This is a genomic window from Alcanivorax sp. 1008, assembly GCF_020667895.1.
GTDB lineage: Bacteria > Pseudomonadota > Gammaproteobacteria > Pseudomonadales > Alcanivoracaceae > PGZG01.
Map to the genome: position 1 here is coordinate 175,928 of NZ_JAFMPS010000002.1, position 23,398 is coordinate 199,325.

The following is a 23,398-nucleotide window of genomic DNA, read 5'->3' on the forward strand; positions in this document are numbered from 1 at the left end:
GGCGTGATGCGAGGTTAGGATTCGGTTATGACGAAACATGGTCGGAATGATTAAAAAGCGGCAGCAGATTTATGGCAGCCAGAATGCAGTTTGGTGACACCCTTTGTGACACCCTTTGTGACACCGAAAGAATAATAATTGGCGCACCTGTACCGTGCGGCCGCCGAACAACTTGGGCACACTGCCCTCCTCGTCTTTGCCATTTCGATTAAGGAGAAATCATGAGCTGGACCCCGAATCAGATTCCGCCACAGGATGGCCGTGTCGCCGTGATCACCGGCGCCAATAGTGGCATCGGCTTTCATGCCACCCGTGAACTGGCCCAACGCGGCGCCCATGTGGTGATGGCGTGCCGCAATGAAAAGAAGGCTCGCCAGGCAATGGAAGAGATTCGTGCGGACATCCCAAACGCTTCGCTATCCTTTGTGCCGCTTGATCTTTCCAGCCAGAAAAGCGTGCGTGACGCCGCCACCCTGATTCGTCATCAGCAGGAAAAGATAGATCTGCTACTCAACAATGCCGGGCTGATGTGGCTTGAAGAAGGCCTCACTGAGGATGGCTTTGAACAGCAAATAGGCACCAACCACTTTGGTCACTTCACCCTGACCCTGCAGTTGCTTGAGCGGATGGAGAAGGTACCAGGGTCGCGCATTGTCACGGTGAGCAGCATTGCCCATCGCGGCGGCAAGATTCATTTCGACAATCTGACCTTGAAAGGTGAGTACGGTCGGCAGAAAGCCTATGCCCAATCGAAGCTGGCCAATCTTATGTTTGCCATTGAGCTCGATCGACGGCTGCAGCAAGCGGGAGCATTGACCCGTTCGCTGGCCTGCCACCCGGGGGTTTCCAACACCAATCTGGCGGTGCCCGGCATTGTTGAGCAGAGCCCTTTGAAAATCGGTAAGGTTGTGGACTTGGTTTGGCCGCTGTTTACCCAGAGCGCCGAAAAAGGTGCCTGGCCCACCCTGTACGCCGCCACCTCTGCGGATGCCGAGGGTGGTCATTACTACGGCCCGAGGGGCTGGTTCGAAGCCATGGGCGCACCGGCACCGGCCCGCGCCCGCCGCTATGCTCAGGACGCAGAAAAAGGCCAGCGCCTGTGGCAGCTGTCAGAGCAGCTCACCGGCGAGCACTATCCTCATGGCTGAGTCCGCATAGCTGACTTGAACAGACAACTGGCCAGACACGATAGTTATGGTACGATAGTGCCATAACCACGCGAGGGCTTTCCAATGATGAGCATCAACCTGCAGCGGCGCGCACTGCTTAAAGCCATGGCGCTGGGCGCCGGCGCCATGGCCCTGCCCGGCCGACTACTGGCCAATGCTGCCAGCGCCTTACATTGGCAGAACTGGTCCGGCAATCAGGTCGCCAGCCCGGAAGCCATGCACTTCCCCATGGATGAGGACGCCCTGCGGCAGATTCTGAAGGCAGCCAGCGGCACGGTACGAGTGTTCGGTGGCAGCCACTCCTTTAGCGGCCTGGTGCCCACCGACCACACCATGATTTCCCTTGAGGGCATGAGCGGCATTCGCCGGCATAACGCTGATGCCCTTACCGCCAGCTTCGGCCCCGGTACCCGTATCGGCATGGCCAGCGCCCAGAACTGGGAGATCGGCCAGAGCTTTATGAACGAGCCGGACATTAACCTGCAGTCACTGGCTGGTGCGGTGGCCACTTCCACCCATGGCACGGGCACCTCACTGCCAAGCCTGTCTGGCATGGTCGCCGGCATGCGCCTGATGACCGTGGATGGCGAGGTGCTTGAGCTAAGCGAAGCGGATGGCGATCTGTTTCGCGCGGCCTGCGCCTCCCTCGGCGCCCTTGGCATCGTTACCGAACTGACCTTTAAAAATGTACCCGCCTATCGGCTGCAGGATGAAACCCGGGTAATGGGCCTGCGCGACGCCATGGATCTGATGGAGCGGGAACACCACAAGACGCGTAATCTGGAGTTCTTTGCCTTCCCCCGTGGCGAAACCGCCATTGTCAAAATCACCCGCACCACCGATGAGCCGGACACTCCGCCGGCAGAGGCGGACAGCAACGAACTGCTGGAGCTGGCCAGCGACGTTTCAATGAAGGCGCCCTGGCTGATTCCGGCAATTCAGAAAGCGGTAACCTTCTTTGTCGAGGAAGAAATCCGGCGCGGCCCAGCCCACGTAATCTATGCCCAGAAACGCAGCGTGCCATTCAATGAAATGGAATATACGGTGCCGCTGGATAAAGGTCTGGAGTGCCTTGAAGAGGTCTGCGCAAAAATCCGCGACGACCGCATGAATGTATTTTTCCCCATCGAGTTTCGCTACACCGCTGCGGACAATAGCCTGATCGGCATGTTCAGCGGCCGTCCCGGTGCTTCGCTATCGGTGCACCAGTATCACCGTCAGGAATACAACACCCTGTTCAATGCCGTGGAGCCGATCATGCAGCGTTATGAAGGCCGTCCACACTGGGGCAAACTACATACTATGGATGCTGCCAGCCTTGCCAGCGTGCATCCGGGACTTGAAACCTTCCGTACACTGCGTCGCCAGCTCGACCCCCAGGGCAAGCTGCTGAACGCTCACCTGCGCCATATTCTCGGTGAGCCTGCAGCATGAAGCGCCGTCAGTTTCTAATCGGCGCTGCCGCTGTGGGCCTCGGCGCATGGTGGTTAAAGCCGGGTGATCGTGGCGCACCACACAATGATTATTTCGCCGGCCTGCAGGGCACGCTGCAGTCCCTCGGCGCTGGGCGACCGTTACTCGTTATTGATCGCCAGCGCTTGCGTGCCAACTGCGAACGACTGATCGATAACCTGCCCGCCGGCAAGGCATTTCGTATTGTTGCCAAGTCACTTCCGTCGCTGGCGTTGATTCGCGAAGTCATGGCGCTAACCGGCTCCCAGCGCCTGATGACTTTTCACCAACCATTTATGAATGCGCTGGCAGCAGCGGAACCAGACGCCGACCTGCTTTTAGGCAAGCCCATGCCGGTTGCGGCGGCGGCGCAGTTTTATGCTGAGCTGGAACCCGGCAACGGCTTTGATCCAGCCGCGCAAGTGCAGTGGTTGATAGATAGCCTACCGCGTCTTGAACAGTATCTGGCGCTTGCCGAAACCCTGCAGCAGCGCTTTCGAATCAGCATCGAAATTGATGTGGGCCTGCATCGCGGCGGCCTACGGCAAGCTGAAGAAATTGATGACTTGCTCAATCTGATTCGTCAGCATCCCCAGCATCTGCAACTGGCAGGCCTGATGGGATATGACGCCCATGTTGGCAAGATGCCGGGATTCATTGAAAGCACGGAAACGTCGCTGCGCAAATCCAATACCATTTACCAATCTTTTGTGGATCGCATCCGCAGCCAGCACAACGACCTGTGGAGCGATGACTTAGTACTCAATGGGGCAGGCAGCCCAACCATTCGCCTGCATGACGAGAGCTCGCCGCTTAACGAAGTCTCCGCCGGCTCTTGCCTGGTCAAAGGGACGGACTTTGACTTGCCGCTGCTGCAGGACTTTCAGCCGGCCGCCTTTATCGCGACACCAGTGTTGAAAAAGCTGGATGGCCTGACCATGCCAGGGCCATTGCCCATCGGCAGCCTTTGGCAGAGCTGGGACCCGAATCGGGCCACCACACTGTTTATTTATGGCGGCAAATGGATGGCCAAACCGGAGTCACCCGCCGGTCTGAGTGAGAACAGCCTGTACGGCAGCAGCTCCAATCAAATGATGCTCAACGGGTCTGCATCCCAACAGCTAAACGTGGATGACTGGATATTCCTGCGCCCCACACAAAGCGAAGCGGTGCTGCTTCAGTTCGGCGATCTGCTGGCACTCGACTCTCAAGGCCACGCGCAATGGTGGCCCCCTCTGGATGCCGGGCATGGCCGCTGAACATTTCCCCCTGCTGCGCCGTTTTTCAGCCCTCTCATCTCTACAGCCGGTTGAGCTGTGTGAATTGCCCACGCCAGTGGAAAAATTTGCCGACAGCGATCTGCTGTTTATCAAACGAGATGATCTGACCCGCAGCGATCAAGGTGGTAACAAGCCGCGAAAACTTGAGTTTGTTCTGGCGGACATTCGTCGCCGACAGGCCAACCGGGTCATTACTATGGGTGCTACAGGCACCAATGCCGGGGTAGCCACTGCACTAATGTGTCAGCGGGAGAATCTGCACTGCGAGGTAATTACCTTTCCGCAGCCGGAAACCGACATCGTCAGGCTCAATCAACGAATAATGCGTAATGCCGGCGCCACACTGACGGCAAGAGGTAGTCTTTTTTCAGCCGCGCTGAACTGGTATTTGCACCCGCGCCGGCTTGACCGAAAAAGCTATTTTCTCTACGCCGGCTGCTCTGCTCCGGTGGCAACCTTTGCCTATGTTAATGCCATGCTCGAGCTTGACCAGCAAATCCGTAACGGCGAATTGCCGGCGCCAAAACATATTGTGGTTGCTGCAGGTAGCGGCGCCACGGTGGCAGGAATTATCGCCGGGGCGGCCTTGGTATTACCGCAGGTTACCGTTCATGCCATACAGGTGGCACCGGCCAAGGTCGGCTCTTTCACTGCATGTCATCCCGATGTGGTTAGCGGCATGGTCGACCAGGTCTGGCGCTCACTGCGCAACGCAGACAGTACACTGCCGGCGAAATGCAATGCGCAGTGGCTTTGGCATGAAGAGTATTTTGGTGAAGGTTACGGGGTGGCTACCCCTGATTCGCGCCACGCCATCAGCAGTGGCGGCAAAAATGGTCTGGAACTGGAAAGCACCTACAGCGGCAAGGCCTTCGCCGCCGCTCTGACGCTAACCAGACAGCACCGGCAAGCGGTGCTGTTCTGGCAAACGTTTGCCCGCGGCAATGAGTTATGACTTAACGCGCTCCATCTTACGCAGCACTTCCGTGATGTCGCTGGAATAACGGTCCACCAGATAGGGCACCGTGTCGGAGTTGTAATTCAACAACGAACCACGAATAAACTGGTAGCGGGAGTAGGCATAACGCAGACCAGAATCCTGCGGAAAGCGGTCGCGAAGATTCTCGAACTGACCATCCATATCCATCACCATGGTTTCCAGATCAAGAATCTCGGTGGCACTCATGCCCGCACCCATGGTCGCTTCGGCGCGCCAGATATATTCGCTGGCGGTACGCTCCATTAACACCGCCAACGCCACCGGGTTCGGCGGGCTGGGAATCCTGTCACCTAGCGTCTCGACCAACGCGATACGGTTGAGACGAATATCATCTGAGGTGTAGTGATCGCGAAATGATGTCGGATCATCAAAACCCCGATCATACAATTCAGTCAGCTGAGCCCAGTTTTCGGCAAGCGAGTCAACCAGCTCTGCAGACTCCAAATCACCCAGCTCTGTAAAGGTGGCATCTACATCAGCGAGAATGTCTCGGCACTCCTCAACTCGATCCACCCGTGCATTGTCCGAGGACGACATAAAGGCACAACGCTCAAGACGAAAAAGACCCAGAACAAAATCATCGGTATCTGCCATGACCCAGGCCGGGCACAACAACACCAAAGCAAGAAGCAATCTCATAAACGTCTCCCGGCAAACAGATGCGCATGGTGGCCACCGCCCTGATGCCATATTGTTGTTTTATCCGGACCTAGGAACCGGTACTGCAATCTGGTCATAATGTGACCTACGTCATACTTTACTCTTATGCCGGGCAGGTTGAAGCGCGATCCGATGACCGGCGAGTCATGATTTTCGGGCCATTAATTCAGGCCACTTCCGGTCATAGACAGCAGCCGCAAGCGCAGGCACAGTGCGGCCCGTCAACAATCCGGAGCCCACCATGAGCCGACTGCAACAGGTACGCGAAGGCGTCCTCAACCACCCCCTGCACCGCGCCTGTGATCTCGAACTGGTACATAGCGCCGATGGCCGCGCCGAGGTCCGCTTCGCGGTCAACGACTTCACCGCCAACCCTCAGGGTGCCCTGCATGGCGGCATTCTTTACGCAATGATGGACGTGGCCTGTTTCTTCGCCGTTGTGCCACAACTGAACGACGACCAGCATCCGGTATCCGTGGAAGTGCACACCAGCGTGCTACGCGCCGCCCTGCACGGTGAAACAGTGGTGATCCGCAGCTGGGTCGACCGACTGGGCCGCACTCTTGGAGCCATGCGCTGCGATGCACTGGTGATCAACGAAGATGGTAGCGAGCGTCTGATTGGCACCGGCAATGTGACCAAGTCAATCCTGACCGGCCGGGGACGCTGACGACGCAAGCGGCTATACTCGCCCCCTGAACCAAGGAGACCTCCGTGCGCCTGCTGACCTTTATTTTGCTAACCCTGTGGCTGAGTGCCTGCGGCCAGAGCGGCGCGCTGTATTTCGCAGAACCTGACAAGCCGGTGAAATCCGAACAGCAAGATCAGGAAAAGCAGGACGCCGAGTCTCCCCCCACCGACCTCACCACCGGACCCTGAGCATGGATCATTTTCAGTACCGTGACGGCGAACTGTTTGCCGAGGAAATTGCCGTTGCCGATTTGGCTGAGCGCTTTGCCACGCCACTGTATGTCTATTCCCGGGCCACGCTGGAACGCCATTTCCGCGCCTTTGATGAGGCTTTTGGCGAGCACCCCCATCAGGTGTGCTACGCCGTCAAAGCCAATTCCAATATCGCCGTATTAAATGTATTAGCTCGGCTTGGCGCCGGCTTTGACATCGTCTCCGGAGGCGAGCTCACTCGCGTGCTGCGCGCCGGCGGCGATCCGGACAAGATCGTTTTTTCTGGCGTGGGTAAAACCGCCGATGAAATGGAGCTGGCCCTCAAAGCGGGCATCCACTGTTTTAATGTTGAGTCTGCTGCTGAGCTGGAGCTGCTCAATCTTGTTGCCGGCGAACAGGATCAGGTTGCCCGCATTGCTATCCGCGTCAACCCGGATGTGGATGCCCAGACTCACCCCTATATTTCCACCGGCTTGAAGGAAAATAAATTCGGCGTCGATATCGAACAGGCTCCAGCGCTTTATCAGCACGCCGCAGATTTGCCGCACATTGAGGTGATTGGCGTCGATTGTCATATTGGTAGCCAGCTGACCAAACTGACGCCCTTTGAAGATGCGCTCAAGCGGGTGCTGGATCTGGTCGAGCGACTGCAGGCCAAGGGCATTCCGATTCGTCATCTTGATCTTGGCGGCGGCCTTGGCGTGCGCTATCGCGATGAAACACCACCGGAGCCAGCAGAATATATTGCGGCACTGCTCAAGCATATTCCTGCAGACATGCCGGTACATATCGAGCCGGGCCGCGCTATTGCTGCCAACGCCGGGTTATTTGTCAGCAAGGTTTTGTATTTGAAGCCAACGGCGGAAAAGAATTTCGCCATTGTTGATGGCGCCATGAATGATCTGATTCGACCAAGCCTGTATTCCGCCTGGATGGAGATCATTCCGGTGCAGCCACACGATGCCGATTGTCGCCAATGGGATATCGTTGGTCCGGTGTGCGAAACCGGAGACTTTCTTGGCAAGGAGCGCACCCTGGCCCTGGAAAGCGGTGACCTGCTGGCAATCCGTTCTGCCGGTGCCTATGGCTTCTCCATGGCAAGCAATTACAACAGTCGCAATCGTGCCGCCGAAGTCATGGTGGATGGCGACCAGGCCTATCTGGTTCGGCAACGGGAAACCTACGACGAGCAGTTGCGTCTGGAAAGTCTGCTGCCCTGATCATGTGCTCTTCACTCGCACTTCGTGAGAATGGCACCATCTGAATCAGGACAGCACCATGATCACTCTGCAGGAAACCATCAGGGTCCCCCGACCAATCGCCGACTGCTTTCGCTATTTGGCTGATTTTTCCACTAGCGAGCAGTGGGATCCGGGCGTCTACAGGGCCAGCAAACTGACTCCCGGCGAACCAAAGCCGGGTAGCGAGTTCGACCTGATCCTGAATAGCGCCGGGCGACGGGTGCCCATGCGCTACACGGTGACTGCGCTGGATGCTCCGCTGCGTATTGATCTTCAGGGTCAGGGTGATGGCTTCAGCGCCCACGATGTGATCCGCCTGCGCTCTGTCGGCCCTGACTCTACTGACATCGAGTATCACGCTGAGCTGCGTTTTCAGGGGCCTGCTGGTCACGTTGAAAAACTGCTCAATCCGCTCATGGTGCGTATGGGCAAACGGGCAGTTAACGGCTTGCAGCAGGCACTGACCAGGCAGACTGAAATTCAGCGCCCGGGACTGGCCGACCGACTTGGCCATGCCCTGCTGCTACCGGCAGCACTACGCTTCACCGAACATGGCTATTTGGCCATGGCAAACAAGGGGCTGTCCGATTCTGTGGGTGGCAAGACCGCGGTGATCACCGGCGCCACCACCGGCCTCGGGCTGGCCGCAGCCTGTGAGCTGTCCAGACTGGGCGCGAGCGTTGTTCTGGTAGGCCGCGACTCCCTCAAGGTCGCCCGGGCAGCAAGATCGGTGCGCGAGTTCAGTGGTGCCGCCACCGATAAGGTGAGCACCTGCGAGGCCGAGCTGTCATCGCTGGCCGAGGTAAAGCGGGTGGGCGCCGAGTTGGCCAATCGATATCCGCGTATCGACATACTGATCAATAACGCTGGCGCGCTGTTTGCGGAACATGGCCTCACCGCAGACGGTCATGAGCGCGCTCTGGCCATCAATCTGCTTTGTCCGTGGCTACTGACCAACCTGCTGCTGCCATCCCTTTCACAGGCGCGGGGCAGGGTCATTAATGTGTCCAGCGGCGGCATGTATCTGCAGCCACTGAAACTTGGTGACATGCAGTTCGCCAACGAGCCCTACGATGGCAGCAAGGCCTATGCCCGAGCAAAGCGGGCGCTGGTTGCAGTGACAGAATACTGGGCGCAACAAAATCCACAGATTTTCTTCAGCAGCATGCACCCGGGCTGGGCCGCAACTCCAGGCGTGGCAAAGTCTCTACCCGCCTTTAACCGGCGCATGCAGGGCTGGCTTCGCGATAGCCGCATGGGCGCCGATACCATGGTGTGGCTGGCCAGCAGTCAGGCTCCCATTGGTCACAGTGGCAAGTTCTGGTTCGACCGACAGCCAAGGCCCACCTCGGTACTCCCCGGCACGGCGGTGAGCAAGGATCAATGCAGCACATTGCTGCAGTGGCTTGAGAGCAACACCTGATCTCACTTCACAGCATTGCTTTACAACATCCAGCTATGCCGTGAAACCTCGTCACTCCCTGTTCACAGCATGTTCGAGAACATGGTTTTGCGAAGCGGCACGCCGGTCCCCCAGCCGGCCTGCTGTCCCCCCGACTTAGTGCCGCTTCGCAAACTGCAACTCTTGGCCGACGGCATCCCCCCTGATTCCGTCGGTTTTTTTTGTCTGCTACCTGCTCATCGACTTCTGACACTGCTTTTGCGGCCAGAGCATCTGACCCGTATCATCATGCAGCGCAACCTGTGGAGTCGCTATGTCCAGCAATCAAGCCCTGATGAACCGTGACCTGGAGGTGCTCTGGCATCCCTGCACGCAAATGAAGGATCACCAGTCACTACCCGTGATTCCAATCCGCCGCGGTGAAGGAGTCTGGCTGGAAGACTTTGATGGCAATCGATATATCGATGCTGTCAGCTCCTGGTGGGTAAATATTTTTGGCCACGCCAACCCACGCATCAATAGTGCCGTGCGCGATCAGCTGGAGAAACTTGAGCATGTCATTCTGGCAGGCTTCAGCCATGAGCCAGTAATTGAACTGGCGGAGAGACTGGTTGGCCTGACTGCGCCGGGACTATCCCGGGTATTTTTTGCTGACAACGGTTCCTCTGGTATCGAAGTCGCACTGAAAATGAGCTTTCACTACTGGCAAAACGCGGGCAAGCCGAAAAAGAAACGCTTTGTCACTCTTGGCAACAGCTATCATGGCGAAACACTTGCCGCTCTGGCTGTTGGTGATGTCGATCTTTATAAGCACACCTACAAACCTCTGCTAATGGAAGTGCTCACCGCGCCCAGTCCGGACTGCTACCACCGCGAACCCGGGGAAAGCTGGGAGCAGCATTCACGCCGACAGTTTGAGGGCATGCAAAAAATTCTTGCTGAAAAACATGAAGAAATTTGCGCTGTTATCGTGGAGCCACTGGTTCAATGTGCTGGCAATATGCGCATGTACCACCCGATTTATCTAAAGCTGCTACGGGAGGCCTGTGATCGCTATGGGGTCCACCTGATTGCTGACGAAATCGCCGTAGGCTTTGGCCGCACCGGCACGCTATTTGCCTGCGAGCAGGCGGGTATCACGCCGGATTTTATGGCCCTGTCAAAAGGCCTGACCGGTGGCTATCTGCCACTTTGCGCAGTGCTCACCAGCGACCATATCTATCAAATGTTTTATGACGATTACGATACCCTGCGCGCCTTCCTGCACTCACATAGTTATACCGGCAACCCACTGGCCTGCGCTGCTGCCAATGCCACTATGGACATTTTCGCCACCGACAATGTGATTGAAAACAATCGCGTGCTGTCCGCCCATATGGCGCGCGCACTGGAACCATTGAATGATCACCCCCATGTGGCAGAGGTCCGTCAAACCGGCATGATTGCCGCCGTGGAAATGGTTCGCGACAAGGCATCTCGGACCCCCTATGACTGGCGCGAACGTCGCGGCATGCGTGTCTATCAACACGCGCTGACCCGTCAGGCCCTACTCCGACCGCTCGGCAGCGTAACCTACTTTATGCCTCCGTATGTCATCACTCCTGAACAGATTGACCATCTGGCCAAGGTTGCCATGGAAGGTATTGATATCGCGACTCGCGACTAAATCACAGGAAAGCCAGATGCGCCGCTTTTTCGATAACCAGAACTTCCAGCTGGACAGCATTGTCGAGCTGGGTGAGGACGCCAGCCATCACATCAGTAAGGTGCTGAGGATGCAGCCTGGCAATGAAATCACCCTGTTCAATGGCAAGGGTGGAGAGTGGCGTGCGCGTATTGAAGCCATTGGCAAACGCCAGGTGCAGGTGCTACCGCTTGAGTTTCAACAAACAGACCGAACGCCGTCCTGCGCCGTGCATCTGGCACTGCCAGTAATCAAGGGAGATCGGATGGACTATGCGCTGCAAAAAGGCACCGAACTTGGCGCAGCGTCCTTTCAACTGATTACCACTTCTCGCACCGAAGTACGCCTTGGTGGAGGACGTCTGGACAAGCGCCTGCCACACTGGCAACAGGTTGTGACCAGCGCCTGCGAGCAATGCGGCATGAACAGGATTCCGCTTATCCATGCCCCACTGAGCCTGGACGAATATCTGCAGCAACAGAATGACACGCTAAAGCTAATTGCCCATCCAGGCGAGCAGCCTTTACCTCCCGCTGCCTTGCAGGACGCCAGCGACATCCAATTGCTTACCGGGCCAGAAGGGGGCTTCAGTGCTGAGGAGTTGGAGCACGCTGGCAAGCGGGGTTTTCGTCCGTTTGCACTGGGACAAAGGGTGCTGCGCGCCGAGACGGCTCCCTCTGCCCTGCTGGCAGCAATCTGGATGGCGCGCGGAGAATAACTTGAAGGCCAGAGCTACAAGCCGCGACTGCGCCAGAAGGGCAACATCCGCTTAAGAATGTCATCCTTGTCAAAGTAGTGATGCCACAATGCGCCGAGCAGATGCGCAATGATTAGCACAAATAATGCTGGCGCCAGCACTTCCGCATGCAGGTCTTTTAACTGTCCGGCCAGCTCTTTATTTACATCCAGCCAAACTGGTAATTCAACCAGGCCAAACCAGCTCACGGGATAGCCCGCAAGTTGCGACATAAGCAGGGCCGAAGCCGGCACCACAATCATCAGCAGATAAAGCAACCCATGGCCGATACTGGCCAGCTTGCTCATCAGCGGGCCTGCAAAATTTTCCGGCACTGGCTGCCCCATACGCCATCCCAGGCGCAACCAAACCAGGACAAAAACCGTCAAACCACAGCTCTTGTGGAGCATCATCCACCAGTCCCGCTGGGCGGAACCCTCTTCAAACATTTCGTGCATGTTGACCGCTACGTAGGCACCAACAATCACCAAAAACATTAGCCAGTGAAACAGTTTGGCCATCCAGCCCCAGGAAATTTCAGTATTACCAATCATGGTAGATCTCCAGCCTTCTGGTTATTCATCCTTGGAAACAGGTTTTGGCTCAACAAATACGCTAGCGGGTGACTCGCCTGCCTGCAGACGCTTGAGCGCCGCCGGCCTATACCAACCTCGCGCTCCGCCTGGGCCACGCCTGAACCGCTTGTAGGTCCATTGGTACTGGGTGGGGTTGCGCCGAATAATAGTCTCGAAGCCCGCGGTCATGGCCTTTAGCGTATCATGTTCATTCATGGCGAGCATGGCTGGATCAGCCTGATCCAGCCAGACTTCATAGTGATAATCATCGCTACGCTGGGCACTTATAAAAAAGACATGGGGCTGAAAGCGCTTGATCACTTTGTAGATAAACGCTGGCACCATCACATCATGACCAAAGAATGGCACAAAAGGGTTGCTCCGCCCTCCCGGCTCATGGTCTGCCAGTAGTGCCATGGACTTACCGTGGGCAAGCCCAGCCAGCGCCGCCCGCACACCTTCTCCATTAGTCGGAATCAGAGTGCAACCCGTTGCCTCTCTACCCTTTTTAACCAGCCCTTCCAGAGCACTACCTTCTACCGGCTGGTACATGATAAGCGCACCTGGGTCATTTTTTCCGACCAGTAACACCGGCACTTCCCAGCTGGACTGATGTAAGGACAGGTACAGTATTGGTCGATCACTTTCTATGGCCTGCTGCCAGGCCTGCAAACCTTGCACTTTAGTTATTCGGGAAAGCGTTTCCTCCGGCGGCCGGAGCCACACATGGCTGTAGCCCGCCAGGGTTCGGGCAGTCTCTATGACAGATTGGCGGGCAAACTTTTTTGCTGCCTGCCAGTTCTTTTCGGGGAAGCAAACCAATGCATTAATCAGCGCGCTACGATGGGGAGTTGCCACTGATAAGGGAACAAAGGCAAACAGCTTCGCCAATATCGAAGCCAGGCCAACCACCCAGGACAATGGCAACCGGGAAAACGCGCGTAGCAGGCGCGCCTCCCAAACATGCATTTCTTTCATTTAATCAATTCCGCAAATTGCTGTGTTTCGCCGTGCTGGAACACCCGAAAAACGTCATCCTGAATGCCCGCTTGCGCCATCGCTTGGCGTAATCGCCGTGGTGGCTCATCCATTGCTTCACTGGTCAGCACAAAGGTGCCCCAGTGCATCGCCACTGAGCAGCGCGCACCAATATCCTGATGGATTCGCAAAGCCTCATCAGGATCGACATGGACAGGCCCCATAAACCAGCGCGGATCATAGGCACCGATGGGTAGTAGCGCCAGATCAATCGGTGCGAACAGGGAGCCAATATCTCGAAACAAAGATGCATACCCGGTATCGCCCCCAAAATAGAGACGGAAGCCGTCAACTTCCATCAGCCAGCTACACCACAAGCTGGCATTCCGATCCGTCGCGCTACGGCCACTAAAATGCTGCGTCGGCAAACAAAACAGTTCCGCCTCACCATGGGAGTCTATGGATGCCTGCCACCAGCCGAGTTCCACCACATTGGTGATGCCGCGCTTTGTAAACCAATCCGCCACTCCGGTAGGAACAAAAAATTGCAATTTACTGCCAAAACGTCGATGCAGGTCACGCACGGTTTTTTCGTCAAGATGATCGTAGTGATTGTGTGAAATCAGGACATGAGTAATCGGCGGCAGCTCGCCTACCTGAAGGGGCGCCGGGGTATAGCGTTTAGGACCGATGAACTGTACCGGGCTACAGCGCTCGGAGAAAACCGGGTCTGTCAGTACATTGCAATTTCTGAACTGGAACAGGAAAGAAGCATGTCCAAGCCAGGTAAGGCGCGGCACCTTAGCTGGCTCCGCCAACAGGTGCGGATCGGGCTTGAGAAGAGGGAATCGCTTCCCCGGCGGAAAGCCTCCGCCGGACTCGATCTGCCATCGAAAAAAATCTTTTAACCCATGGGATGGGATGCGTTCGAGATTACGAAACCTGCCCTTGTAGAACGTGGACTGACTGGCAAGCTGGGCAAGCCGGGCACGATCTACGCTCATTAATGCATCAGGCCTGAAATCGCCTGCTCTATGGCATCGAGGTCCGGAATCACCGCAAGGTCTCCACCCATCTGCACATACATGGATTCCGCTGGGCCATTATCTACGGGCTCCTCAACCAAATCGTCCTTGCCAATACGAGACTGACGCGGGATCCCCTGGATAATCACTGCATAGAATTTCAGCTTGCCGGTAACGGTGTTAATTACCGCTATCCGCGCTTCCGGCCCGATGGTTACCTGACCACTTTCATTAAGTCTCTCAAACGACAGCAAGGGAATATCCTGATCACGCCAGCTGAGCCAGCCCAACAGCCATTCAGGACCATGGCCAGGACGGTCAGGCTGGCGTAGGGGAATGATTTCCGCCACGACAATATTGGGAACCACCCATGGGCGGCCATGCATCGGGATCAGCAACCCGGGAATTTCTTTCGGCAATTCAGCCATATTATTCTCCTAATCAGTGCAGTCCCCGACGAATATCCTGACGGACATACTCCACCAGTGCCAACGCCAACTTCTCCGGTGTTCCCGAATAACTGACACAACCCGTATCACGAACCGAATCCGGCTGACTGCTGCACGCGCAACTGTCAGCACTCTGGGCCCAGACCGGCCCACCACGCCCCTTCATGGCCGGCCCGGCAATAGAGCCATCATTACCCATGCCACTGAACAGAATAGCACCAGCTCGATCCGCAAACCGGGACGAGACGTTATTAATGACCTGATCAATGGAGGGCGAATAAGGGCCTTCCCATGGCTTTCCGGTAGACATTAGCCGGCCTGTTTCCGTAAACGCCACTTCATATTCCACCGGCGCAATTAACACGGTGCCATGACTCAACTGCTCACCATCGTAGCCGACACGACAGGCAAAACTATTATCACGGCAAAGAACGCCTGCCAGGGTTTCAAGAAAACTGCTATCGATGTGCTGGGCCAGAATAAATGCGACCGGTAACTCCGCGGGCAGGCAGTCAAGAAACACTTTCACTGCAGCCGGACCACCCAATGACGCCCCCAAAACCCATACTCGCTCTGGCACCGGACCGATGGCTACCTTACGAAACTCGCTTGGCGTGGGAATACTGATAGCTGGCTTGGCAGGCGCCAGAGATTCCAATTTGACGTCCACTTGTGGGCGACCCACATAGTCCAACATCTTACTCAGCAGGCGTCTTTCCCAACGCGGATAAAGCGGCGAATTGCGGGCCGGCGCCTGGCCATCTGAAAAGAGAATCGGTACCGGGGTGCCTTCCAGCAAATGATCAAGAAAATCCTGCCAACGATCTTCGTGATTGAGGTCAACCACCCACAGATCCAAATCACCAGAAGTCAGCCAGCTCTGCTCAATACTACCGGGATCACTGTTAACCACCACATTGTAACCTTGGCCTCGCACTGCAGAGGAAAGCAGGTGCCCCTGAAGCGTTGTGTCGGCAATGATGCCGATACGCGGACCAGCGGAGGTCATGTGCCGGCAATCTCCTGTATCCGCGCCAACAGCTCCTGAATGGTTTCAAGCAGCTCGCCTTCCTGGAAAGGTTTGCCCATGTAACGATCGACACCAATCTCAAACGCTCTTTCACGGTGCTTCTCACCGGTACGAGAGGTAATCATGATAATCGGGATATTCTTCAAGCGGGAATCATGGCGAACATGGGAGGCCACTTCGAAACCATCCATACGCGGCATCTCGATATCCAGAAGCATCAGATCCGGGCGGCGCTCTTCCAGCTTGGCGATAGCATCCACACCATCTTTCGCGGTCATGACTTCAAAGCCATTCCGCTCCAGCAGACGGGTAGTAACTTTTCTCACCGTTACGGAGTCATCTGTGACCATAACAAGAGGCACGCGCTTCTCTTCGACAACCGGCGCCTCTGGAATAATTTCCTCTGGCAGGTTGGCATCCTGGCGGGCACGCCTCTCAAGCAAGCCGTGCTGCCGCTGCATGTGCGCGGCACGGATTAGCGAGTGCACATCAAGAATGATTACAACCGAGCCATCACCAAGAATGGTGGCACCACTGATACCCGCCACAGTGGCAAGCTGTGGGCCAACAGACTTCACCACAACTTCCCGCGAGCCCACCAGGCCATCGACCAGAACCGCAACCTGGTGCTCGGTGCTACGAATCAACAACACCGGCAAAGGCGACTGCTGCGCCATCAGATGTGATGGCTTTTTCTGCCCAAGGACAAAGTTACCAATATAGTCCAGTTCGTAGGACTGACCGGCATAAACGAAGGGGGTATCTTCCTCGCCAAAATAGTTTTCCAGCTCGTAGGGGCTGATCCGCACAATACCTTCAATCTGGTTAAGCGGAATGGCATAGACATCCTCGCCGGCGCGAATCATCAGAGCGCGGTTCATCGCCAGAGTAAACGGCAGGCGAATCATAAAGCGCGTGCCAATCCCCTTCTTCGAATCGATGGTGACGGAGCCGCCCATCTGCTTGATCTCAGAGGACACCACATCCATGCCAACACCACGACCGGAAATCTGGGTTACCTTCGCTGCGGTGGAGAAACCTGCATTGAAAATAAATTGCTGAACTTCCTGATCTGTCAGGCGGGAGCCTTCTTCCATCAAGCCCCGCTCCACCGCCTTACGACGAACCGCATCAGTATCAATACCCTTGCCATCATCAGACAGGATCATCACTACCTCGCCACCCTCTCGGGTCAGCTCAAGAGTGATACGTCCGGTTTCATCCTTGCCAGCGGCGCGGCGCTCGGCCGGCTCTTCAATACCGTGGTCAACGCCGTTACGCAGCATGTGCTCGAGCGGCGCAACGATCCGCTCCATCAGCGTCCGGTCCAGCTCGCCTTCCGGGTTAACCACATCAAACTCAACTTTCTTGCTAATCTCACCAGAAACCTGACGAACAATACGGCGTAGACGCGGCACCAATCGGGTAAACGGCACCATGCGGGTTCGCATCAGGCGCTCCTGCAGTTCCGTATTGATTCGTGACTGCTGCAACAGCAATGTTTCAGTATCGCGAGTACGATCGATCAAAGTGGTTTTCAGATCCAGCAAGTCAGAGGCCGACTCGGAAAGCTGCTTGGTAATCTGGTGCAACTCGGAGTACTGATCCATCTCAAGCGGATCGAAGTCTTCGCCGAAGTCGCCACTCTCCAGACCCTGCTGGTAGGTGGACATGATCTGCGATTCGGTTTCCACATCCAGACGGCGCAGCTGTTCATACAGACGTTCGATGGTGTTACCCATCTCCTGCACGTGGTTAGCGAATTCAGTTACGCCCTGCTCCACACGACCGCGGTTAATACTGGTTTCACCGGCCAGGTTAACCAGTGACTCAAGCATGCCAGCGTCAATGCGCACCATTTCCTGCGGCTGCTGCTGAGCCTGCTGGCGACGTGTGAGCTTTTGCTGCTGTGGCTCAACTTTTGCTTTCGCGGTCGCCGCAGGTTCTGCCTGTGGTGCTGCTGGCAAACTTGCCGCAGGCGATTGAGCAGCTGACTGCCGGCCAGCCGCCGCATTACGGATCTGCTCCACCAGCTCATTAATCTTGTCCTGCCAGGCATGCATGCGAGCAAAAAACTCGGCCGTTGGAGCCTGGCGCAGGTCAGTCTCTTCTAGCGCAGTTTCGAAATCGTGGCTGATATCGCCCAGCTCTTTCAAACCGGCAAGTCGGGCACCGCCTTTCAGGGTGTGCAGCACACGATTGAGCTCCGCCCCAGCCTCTGAATTATCAGGCTGCTGTTCCCAGGCGGTCAGATGAGTTTCCAAAGCCTCGCAAAGCTCTGCGGATTCCTCGACAAAAATCTCCAGAATATCTGCATCAACATCGGCGGGCAGAACAAAGCTTGCGGAGGCAGCAGCTTTCTCCGGCGCTTGTGGTTGCGCAACTGCCGAAGGCTGAACATCAACAGGCGATGCAAAAGAAGCTGGTGCCACTTGCACTGCTGCCTGATTCGCCGACACATCGGGCAAAACAAAGGCAGCAGGATCGGCAATATAACTATGAATTGCAGCGATCAGATCATTAGCCGGGTTGAGTGCCTGCGACGCCTTGATGCCCTCCACCATCTCGGCGAGCCGATCATGGCAGCGGTGCAATAACTCAAACATCACCGGCGAGGCCTTCAAAGAGCCCATGGCGAGACCTTCGTAAAGGTTCTCAAGCTCATGACCCAAGTCACCAAGCTCCGGTATCTCGGCCATCCGCGCACCGCCCTTCAAGGTATGAAGGTCACGCTGCAGGGACTGCACTTCAATCAAGTTGTCTGTTGCTTCCATCCAGGATTCAAGGCTAGTGCCAGCCGCTTCGAGAATCTCATCGGCTTCCTCTAGAAATATTTCAACCAACTCTGGGTCACGCTCTGCTTGAGGAGGCGGAGTGCTTTCCTCCTCCAGCACAACGGGCGCAGCAGGAATATCAGCAGGCTGAACCACCGCTTCGGCATCTTCCGAATCAATCAGCTGCTGCAGAATCTCATCTTCAGCGGAATCAACGACTTCAATTGGCGGCGCCGACTGGTCCAGCGAATTAGCCTGCTCGTCGCCCGCAGCAACATCGCCACCAGCAAGGAAAGAGGCGATTGCCTCAACCAACTCAGGAGCCTGATCACAATTGCCAGATGCACGGATGGCATCGACCATGTCAGCGAGGGAATCATGGCAGCGGTGCAGTAATACGAACAGTTCGTCGCTGGCGCTAAACTGACCAGCAGCAAAACCCTCATAAAGGCTCTCCAGCTCATGAGCCAGGTCACCGATGGGTCGAATGCCAGCCATTCTCGCGCCGCCCTTCAGGGTGTGCAGGTCTCGCTGCAGGCCTGCCAACTGGCTGGCATCCCCTCCCTGCCACGCATCCAGTGCCGCACCGGCACTTTCCATAACTTCCTCAGCTTCCTCGAGGAAAATTTCCAGTAGCTCAGGATCAACTTCTGATGCCAGCTCAACTTCTTCGGTGGCTACAAAAGAAGAGGAGTCCACATCTGGCAAGGGGGGCAGATCACTTTCCCAAGCACTGTCATCTGCGGGCGCTGGAGTTGCGGTAATTTCTTCTTCACTGAATGCGGAAAAATCGATCTCTTCGACTTCCATCCCGCCGGGGCCGTCATCGTCCGGGCCGCCTTCGAGGAAAGCCGCCAGCGAGGCCAATAGGGCAGGATCTCTCTTAATGCCCTGAGCTGCCGCCAGATTATCCATCATATCGAGCAGCGACTCGTGGGCGCGGGTGGCGACATCCAGGAAGTCGCCAGTCAAACGAATCTGTTGTGCCGACAAAGCTGCATAGCAACTTTCCAGCGCTCTGGCCAACTCCGAAATTTCGTTGAGACCCGCGGTATCTGCACTACCCGCAAGCAAGCCCAGTTCATCACGCAGTTTTTCCAGCCCGGAAATCTCGGTGGGGTTCTGGGACCAGGCCGCCAGCAGGCTGTCTGCATCGAGAATCAGGTCCATGCCAGCGGAAAGGAAAACAGACACCAAGTGCGGGTCTGGCCCGGAGCCTCCATCGGCAAAAGCCATTGCATCATGAAGGCGCTCAATCAGTACGTCGGCATCGGCAATACTAACGGCACTGCCCTCAGAGCCGACTAACCCTTCGTTGAGCGCTTCGGTAATATCACGAATCAAGTCAACGGCGGCCCGGCTTGCCGTGCCGCCTGCCCCGGCAAGCGCCCTGGCATAGGCTTCGGCAGGCTCAGCCACAGCAGCTACCGCTGGAACACCGGCCATTCTGGCGCTGCCTTTCAGCGTATGAAAAGCGCGGTAGACCACATCATCAAGATCATTTTCTGCCAGATCAGGATCAATATTCGCTAACCAGTCGCGCAGCATTGCGATATTGGTATGCGCTTCTGATTTAAAAATATCCAGCAGCACATCATCAGAATCATCGCCGTCATCTTCTTCAGAAGCGTCGATTTCCTGCGGCTCTTCGGCGGCTTCGCTGACTGGCTCCTCAGCTACAGACTCAGCGGCAACACTAGAGGCGGTGACATCCGGCACGCTCTCGATAGTGCCCCCACCAGCCAGCGTAAACGCGGCCTCGCTGAGCGGAGTAACATCCCAGGGATTGGAAAGGCGGCGTGCAAATGCGTCCACCAGAGCAGGAATCAATCCGTGTACCGTGCGCACCAGCTCAATCAATATGGGCGTTGCCACGATGGTCCGGTCGATTACCCGGTTCATCATATTCTCGATAGACCAGGCCAACTCGCCCACCGTGGTCGCACCGACCATCCGCCCTGAACCTTTCAGGGTATGGAAGGCACGACGAAATTCTATCAGCGCCTCCTCATCATTCTGATTGGATGCCCAGCGCGGAAAGTATTCATTCAACGCTTCGAGTACTTCGCCGGCTTCTTCGACAAAGATCTCAACGATCTCGTCATCAATAAGATCGTCGTCGCCGGCTTCGGCCCGCTCCGGTGCAGGGGCTGGCGCACTCACCGGCGCAGCCGGCTCTAAGTCAGGCTCTTCAGAGGAGTCTTCAGAAACCTCGTCAGCGATCTCGAAGGACACTTCCTCTGTCGCATATTCATCTATGTCTTCAGATATGTCTTCAGATTGTTTGGCGGCCGGCTCAGTTGCGACGGGCTGCGCCGCCACTGGCTCACTAATGGGTAGCACCGAAAGACTGATCTCTTCAGTCGCCAAAGCGGACACACCAGAGGCTACAGCTTCAGCGTCTCCCGCTCCCCTACCAAACTCCGCATCGGCAATAGGATAGCCCAGCAATTCGACGCTGTTGCGAGCCAAATCCAGCATCTCATCGCCGGACTCCGGATCGTCAGTAATTCGTTCGAGGTAGTACTCCACACTGGTAATGGCGTCTGCCAATGTGTCCATGCTGCGCCAATCAGGCTTGCTCGCATCTTCCGGCAGCAGCTTTTCGTTGATGTAGTTCACGCACTGACGCAGTATCGCCGCCGGCCGCACCAGCAAAATCATCGCCAGGCCACCACGCACCGCAGTGATCTTCGCAGGCACCTCGGCAAGGTGGTCTTTCTGCCACTGCGAAGCGATAAATTCGACGATGCCATCTTTAGCTTCTTCAAGCCCGGCACGGCATTCGCGAATCACCGCATCGCGGGCCCGTTCAACGTGATCCGGCACAGAGGTCAACGCGCTCTGTCGCTCTGAAGAGCGACGATCGCCGGTCATGCCCTGCAACGTAGCCTCGACGTACAGCAACGCACCGGCCACATCCATAAGCAGGGAGCGGTCCGGCGCGCTCTTGCCCGCCGCGATGGCATCGATTACTTCGAGCTGCTCTTCAACCAGTTTGCGCGGCTGCCCCAGGCCAAGCACAGCAACAGTATCCGCAACTTGCTTCAGGGTCTGGCTTTGCGGCTTCAACTTGCTGCCATCGGTTTCTTCGTTATGAACGAAGGTCTCCAGAGCATCCTTAACCTTGTTAATCTCTTCTGACAGCGCCATCACCACCGACGCCATGGCCGCCTGATCCGGGCCGCTCATCTTGGCGCGCTCGGAACTGATCAATTCCTCAGAAGGCAACGCATCACTAAGACGATAATTTTCCCGAACCTCACGCAACACCGGGCCGTCAACATCACTTTTTGCGATGTAATAAAGCAGGTTCTTCATCAGCTCCGCCGGAGGAGCCTTAGCCAATACGGATGCGCCATCACCGGCAAGCAGTCTGAGCAAACGATCCAGCTGAGCGAGCACGGATTTAACAGATGTGCCCGGCTGAATCCCCCCTAAAGAAAGCCCTTCAACCATCGCTGAAGAAACTTGCCAGAGCGGAGCCATAGCGGCATCTCCGCTAACGTGCTTCAGCTTGGTAAATACCTTCGCCATAAACCCATAGTTGGAAGGCAGGTTTTCACCGCGGATAACACCCAGCAGCGCGATCTGATACATCTGGCGAATTTTGCGCGCAAGCTGCGGGAACGACGGATCCTCAAATACGGACTGCGGAACAGACCCGTGACTGGCACCGCCGGCAAGATCCGGCTTGAACAGGGATGTTTCAGAAAGCAGGGACTCACCGCGTGATGCACGCAGGTCATTCAATAGCGGTAAAAGTACCAACGGCAGATCGCGACGACCCGCCTGAACACGATCGAGATAGGGGGGTAACTGCAAGATGGCACGCATCAGGGTTTCCTGAGCGTCCGCAAGCTGAGAAACCTTACCATCAAGCAAAGCCTGGGCAAGCTTCTCCATTTCTTCGGCAAGTAACGCAGCGCCATAAAACTCGACCATCTGCAAGGTGCCATACACCTGATGCAAATAGGTCTGACAAAAACGCATGCGGGTGGAGTCGTCCGGATTTTCTACGAAGGCTTCCAGCGCTTGTTGCGCCTGATTCAGGGTCTCCTGAATTTCTCCGCGAACCCAGTCGAGTGCCAGATAGTCATGCCTGTCGGTCATGTCCGCTCCCGATCAACCCTGACGCCGACGAAACGCCAGGGTGTCTTTAAATGGCACCCGCTCAAGATCCGGGTGACTCCAGTCGGTAATCTCACCAAGACCAAGCACCATCATGCCCCCTGGGGCAAGGCGCTCGGCCATGTGCGTAACAATCTGACGCTTTCTCCAGCGTCTGAAATAAATCAGCATGTTCTGACAAAAAATCAGATCCATGTCCTGCATTGGCGCCTTATTGATTTCAAGAACGTTCAGACGCGCAAAACAGATTCGATCGCGAAGCGAAGGCACAACTTGATACTCGCGCTCGCTGACGCTTTCAAAATATTTGTCCCGCATACTGACATCAACTCGATCAACTCGCCGGGCCGGATAGATACCGCGGCGGGCCTTGCCGAGAGTCGGCAAACTGATATCGGTTGCCGTAATGCCAAAGAAATGCTGGCTCTTCTTTTCGCTAAAAATCTCATTGATCAGCATGGCCAGAGAATACGGCTCTTCGCCCGTTGAGCAGCCGACACTCCAGACATCCAGCGACTGCTTACCTGGCCGCTCGACAAACTTGCTGACGTATTCCTCCACCAAGGCGTAGGAACTCTCATGCCGGAAGAAGCTGGTTTCCTGAACGGTGAGGCGGTCTACCAATACCGACCACTCCATTGCCTTCGATTCCGTTGTACCGGCAACCAGCTGCTCGTAGTAAACGTCGTAGTCAGTAATGCCGAGCTCGCGCATACGAATATTAAGACTGGTCTCCAGAAACGTCTTACGCTCCTGGTTCAAAGTCATACCAGTACGATCTTCTAGCAACGCCTGCCAGAGCTCGAACTGCTCCTGCTCCATGACAGGCGTATTTTTGATCGACCAGCGATCTTTCACGGCAGCACTCGACATCATGGTTCCGACTCCGGAACCGGCTCAGCCTGCGAC

18 protein-coding genes are annotated in these 23,398 nt (G+C 56.2%); 10 read left to right on the forward strand and 8 right to left on the reverse strand.

The window, feature by feature from the left end; translation table 11 throughout:
* The first annotated feature begins 221 nt into the window (after positions 1 to 221).
* The 4 genes from J1C54_RS03620 (at position 222) to J1C54_RS03635 (ending at position 4,856) form a co-directional block, all read left to right on the forward strand.
* Positions 222 to 1,148 carry an oxidoreductase gene (locus J1C54_RS03620; RefSeq protein WP_229144576.1) on the forward strand — a complete coding sequence of 309 codons (927 nt, stop codon included), beginning with the start codon at positions 222 to 224 and terminating at the stop codon, positions 1,146 to 1,148.
* Between the two features lie 84 nt (positions 1,149 to 1,232).
* Positions 1,233 to 2,603 carry a D-arabinono-1,4-lactone oxidase gene (locus J1C54_RS03625; protein ID WP_229144584.1) on the forward strand — a complete coding sequence of 457 codons (1,371 nt, stop codon included), beginning with the start codon at positions 1,233 to 1,235 and terminating at the stop codon, positions 2,601 to 2,603.
* Positions 2,600 to 3,880 (forward strand): alanine racemase, encoded by a 1,281-nt coding sequence (locus tag J1C54_RS03630; protein WP_229144586.1) that lies wholly within the window; start codon positions 2,600 to 2,602, stop codon positions 3,878 to 3,880. Before J1C54_RS03625 ends, J1C54_RS03630 begins: the two co-directional genes overlap by 4 nt.
* On the forward strand, positions 3,870 to 4,856 hold the full coding sequence (locus tag J1C54_RS03635) for a 1-aminocyclopropane-1-carboxylate deaminase/D-cysteine desulfhydrase (protein WP_229144588.1): 987 nt from the start codon (positions 3,870 to 3,872) through the stop codon (positions 4,854 to 4,856). Before J1C54_RS03630 ends, J1C54_RS03635 begins: the two co-directional genes overlap by 11 nt.
* Here the strand turns inward: J1C54_RS03635 and J1C54_RS03640 are convergent.
* Positions 4,851 to 5,540: a hypothetical protein gene (locus tag J1C54_RS03640; RefSeq protein WP_229144595.1), complete on the reverse strand. Its 690-nt coding sequence runs from the start codon at positions 5,538 to 5,540 to the stop codon at positions 4,851 to 4,853. The genes J1C54_RS03635 and J1C54_RS03640 overlap by 6 nt on opposite strands.
* Positions 5,541 to 5,802: 262 nt before the next feature.
* Between J1C54_RS03640 and J1C54_RS03645 the strand changes: the two genes are divergently transcribed.
* The 6 genes from J1C54_RS03645 (at position 5,803) to J1C54_RS03670 (ending at position 11,509) form a co-directional block, all read left to right on the forward strand.
* On the forward strand, positions 5,803 to 6,231 hold the full coding sequence (locus J1C54_RS03645) for a PaaI family thioesterase (RefSeq protein WP_229144597.1): 429 nt from the start codon (positions 5,803 to 5,805) through the stop codon (positions 6,229 to 6,231).
* 44 nt (positions 6,232 to 6,275) lie between these two features.
* Positions 6,276 to 6,440, forward strand: a complete 165-nt coding sequence (locus tag J1C54_RS03650; RefSeq protein ID WP_229144599.1) for a lipoprotein — start codon at positions 6,276 to 6,278, stop codon at positions 6,438 to 6,440.
* 2 nt (positions 6,441 to 6,442) lie between these two features.
* Entirely contained in the window at positions 6,443 to 7,684 is a 1,242-nt protein-coding gene (gene lysA, locus J1C54_RS03655) for a diaminopimelate decarboxylase (RefSeq protein WP_229144601.1), read from the forward strand.
* 58 nt (positions 7,685 to 7,742) lie between these two features.
* Positions 7,743 to 9,128, forward strand: a complete 1,386-nt coding sequence (locus J1C54_RS03660) for an SDR family NAD(P)-dependent oxidoreductase (protein ID WP_229144603.1) — start codon at positions 7,743 to 7,745, stop codon at positions 9,126 to 9,128.
* 292 nt (positions 9,129 to 9,420) lie between these two features.
* Positions 9,421 to 10,773, forward strand: a complete 1,353-nt coding sequence (locus J1C54_RS03665; protein WP_229144605.1) for an adenosylmethionine--8-amino-7-oxononanoate transaminase — start codon at positions 9,421 to 9,423, stop codon at positions 10,771 to 10,773.
* Between the two features lie 16 nt (positions 10,774 to 10,789).
* The gene (locus tag J1C54_RS03670; protein WP_229144607.1) at positions 10,790 to 11,509 is read left to right on the forward strand and encodes a 16S rRNA (uracil(1498)-N(3))-methyltransferase; all 720 of its coding nucleotides are present in this window, start codon (positions 10,790 to 10,792) and stop codon (positions 11,507 to 11,509) included.
* A 14-nt stretch (positions 11,510 to 11,523) separates the two neighbouring features.
* Here the strand turns inward: J1C54_RS03670 and J1C54_RS03675 are convergent, their stop codons facing one another.
* Genes J1C54_RS03675 through J1C54_RS03705 form a run of 7 tightly spaced genes read right to left on the reverse strand, consistent with a single transcriptional unit; the run spans position 11,524 to position 23,365 of the window.
* The gene (locus tag J1C54_RS03675; RefSeq protein WP_229144609.1) at positions 11,524 to 12,081 is read right to left on the reverse strand and encodes a cytochrome b; all 558 of its coding nucleotides are present in this window, start codon (positions 12,079 to 12,081) and stop codon (positions 11,524 to 11,526) included.
* A 21-nt stretch (positions 12,082 to 12,102) separates the two neighbouring features.
* Positions 12,103 to 13,080, reverse strand: a complete 978-nt coding sequence (locus J1C54_RS03680; RefSeq protein WP_229144611.1) for a lysophospholipid acyltransferase family protein — start codon at positions 13,078 to 13,080, stop codon at positions 12,103 to 12,105.
* The gene (locus J1C54_RS03685) at positions 13,077 to 14,084 is read right to left on the reverse strand and encodes an MBL fold metallo-hydrolase (RefSeq protein ID WP_229144612.1); all 1,008 of its coding nucleotides are present in this window, start codon (positions 14,082 to 14,084) and stop codon (positions 13,077 to 13,079) included. Before J1C54_RS03685 ends, J1C54_RS03680 begins: the two co-directional genes overlap by 4 nt.
* The gene (locus tag J1C54_RS03690; protein ID WP_229144613.1) at positions 14,084 to 14,533 is read right to left on the reverse strand and encodes a chemotaxis protein CheW; all 450 of its coding nucleotides are present in this window, start codon (positions 14,531 to 14,533) and stop codon (positions 14,084 to 14,086) included. Before J1C54_RS03690 ends, J1C54_RS03685 begins: the two co-directional genes overlap by 1 nt.
* 13 nt (positions 14,534 to 14,546) lie before the next feature.
* Positions 14,547 to 15,563, reverse strand: coding sequence for a chemotaxis protein CheB (locus J1C54_RS03695; RefSeq protein WP_229144614.1), 1,017 nt, complete (start codon positions 15,561 to 15,563; stop codon positions 14,547 to 14,549).
* On the reverse strand, positions 15,560 to 22,471 hold the full coding sequence (locus J1C54_RS03700) for an Hpt domain-containing protein (RefSeq protein WP_229144615.1): 6,912 nt from the start codon (positions 22,469 to 22,471) through the stop codon (positions 15,560 to 15,562). Before J1C54_RS03700 ends, J1C54_RS03695 begins: the two co-directional genes overlap by 4 nt.
* A 12-nt stretch (positions 22,472 to 22,483) precedes the next feature.
* The gene (locus J1C54_RS03705; protein WP_304504398.1) at positions 22,484 to 23,365 is read right to left on the reverse strand and encodes a protein-glutamate O-methyltransferase CheR; all 882 of its coding nucleotides are present in this window, start codon (positions 23,363 to 23,365) and stop codon (positions 22,484 to 22,486) included.
* Positions 23,366 to 23,398: the final 33 nt, after the last annotated feature.

Bases quoted from the DNA above. Each gene is read 5' to 3' on its own strand.
- J1C54_RS03620 (WP_229144576.1), top strand. From the start codon at position 222: ATGAGCTGGACCCCGAATCAGATTCCGCCACAGGATGGCCGTGTCGCC.
- J1C54_RS03625 (WP_229144584.1), top strand. From the start codon at position 1,233: ATGATGAGCATCAACCTGCAGCGGCGCGCACTGCTTAAAGCCATGGCG.
- J1C54_RS03630 (WP_229144586.1), top strand. From the start codon at position 2,600: ATGAAGCGCCGTCAGTTTCTAATCGGCGCTGCCGCTGTGGGCCTCGGC.
- J1C54_RS03635 (WP_229144588.1), top strand. From the start codon at position 3,870: ATGGCCGCTGAACATTTCCCCCTGCTGCGCCGTTTTTCAGCCCTCTCA.
- J1C54_RS03640 (WP_229144595.1), bottom strand. From the start codon at position 5,540: ATGAGATTGCTTCTTGCTTTGGTGTTGTTGTGCCCGGCCTGGGTCATG.
- J1C54_RS03645 (WP_229144597.1), top strand. From the start codon at position 5,803: ATGAGCCGACTGCAACAGGTACGCGAAGGCGTCCTCAACCACCCCCTG.
- lysA (WP_229144601.1), top strand. From the start codon at position 6,443: ATGGATCATTTTCAGTACCGTGACGGCGAACTGTTTGCCGAGGAAATT.
- J1C54_RS03660 (WP_229144603.1), top strand. From the start codon at position 7,743: ATGATCACTCTGCAGGAAACCATCAGGGTCCCCCGACCAATCGCCGAC.
- J1C54_RS03665 (WP_229144605.1), top strand. From the start codon at position 9,421: ATGTCCAGCAATCAAGCCCTGATGAACCGTGACCTGGAGGTGCTCTGG.
- J1C54_RS03670 (WP_229144607.1), top strand. From the start codon at position 10,790: ATGCGCCGCTTTTTCGATAACCAGAACTTCCAGCTGGACAGCATTGTC.
- J1C54_RS03675 (WP_229144609.1), bottom strand. From the start codon at position 12,081: ATGATTGGTAATACTGAAATTTCCTGGGGCTGGATGGCCAAACTGTTT.
- J1C54_RS03680 (WP_229144611.1), bottom strand. From the start codon at position 13,080: ATGAAAGAAATGCATGTTTGGGAGGCGCGCCTGCTACGCGCGTTTTCC.
- J1C54_RS03685 (WP_229144612.1), bottom strand. From the start codon at position 14,084: ATGAGCGTAGATCGTGCCCGGCTTGCCCAGCTTGCCAGTCAGTCCACG.
- J1C54_RS03690 (WP_229144613.1), bottom strand. From the start codon at position 14,533: ATGGCTGAATTGCCGAAAGAAATTCCCGGGTTGCTGATCCCGATGCAT.
- J1C54_RS03695 (WP_229144614.1), bottom strand. From the start codon at position 15,563: ATGACCTCCGCTGGTCCGCGTATCGGCATCATTGCCGACACAACGCTT.
- J1C54_RS03700 (WP_229144615.1), bottom strand. From the start codon at position 22,471: ATGACCGACAGGCATGACTATCTGGCACTCGACTGGGTTCGCGGAGAA.
- J1C54_RS03705 (WP_304504398.1), bottom strand. From the start codon at position 23,365: ATGATGTCGAGTGCTGCCGTGAAAGATCGCTGGTCGATCAAAAATACG.